At 67.9% G+C, this 558-nt stretch carries 1 pseudogene; it reads left to right on the top strand.

The window, feature by feature from the left end:
* Window positions 1-260 precede the first annotated feature (260 nt).
* A pseudogene (locus GTY47_RS13925) lies at window positions 261-558 on the top strand (sulfate ABC transporter substrate-binding protein); the annotation flags it as partial.

Below are 558 nucleotides of genomic sequence, written 5' to 3'. Positions count from 1 at the left end.
TCAAGGACGAGACCGAGGACGACGGGTGGGACTTCTGACATGAACTCCCCCGACTTCTACTCGATGTTCGCGAAGGAGGGCGGCCGCGTCGGCAGCGGTGCTCTCGGCAGCGGGCAGGGCGGAGTGGCGCGATGTGTGCGCTGACGTACGCGCACTGCCTGCGCGCCCTCACCCCCCACCGCCGTAGACGAAAACCTGCCGACCTCCCGGCCACGACCTGAGAGACCGTGACCGCCGGGCCTCCGAGAGGAAACCCTCCCGTGCCTGCATCATCCGCTCTGCGCCGATCCTTCGCGGTACTGGCCGCGCTGCCCCTGCTCACGCTGGCCGCCTGCGGTTACGGCTCCCAGGCCAAGGACGACGGAACCGCCAAGGTCGCCGCCGGGGCGAAGAAGATCGACGGGCTCGACACCGTCAAGATCGGTTACTTCGGCAACCTCACCCACGGAACCGCGCTGGTGGGCATGCAGAAGGGCTTCTTCCAGAAGGCTCTCGGCGCCACCAAGGTCGAACCCGCGCTCTTCAACGCGGGGCCCTCCGAGATCGAGGCGCTGAACT

Source organism: Streptomyces sp. SID5464 (assembly GCF_009862985.1).
Lineage (GTDB): Bacteria > Actinomycetota > Actinomycetes > Streptomycetales > Streptomycetaceae > Streptomyces > Streptomyces chartreusis_D.
This window is presented reverse-complemented; position numbering and strand designations above follow the sequence as displayed.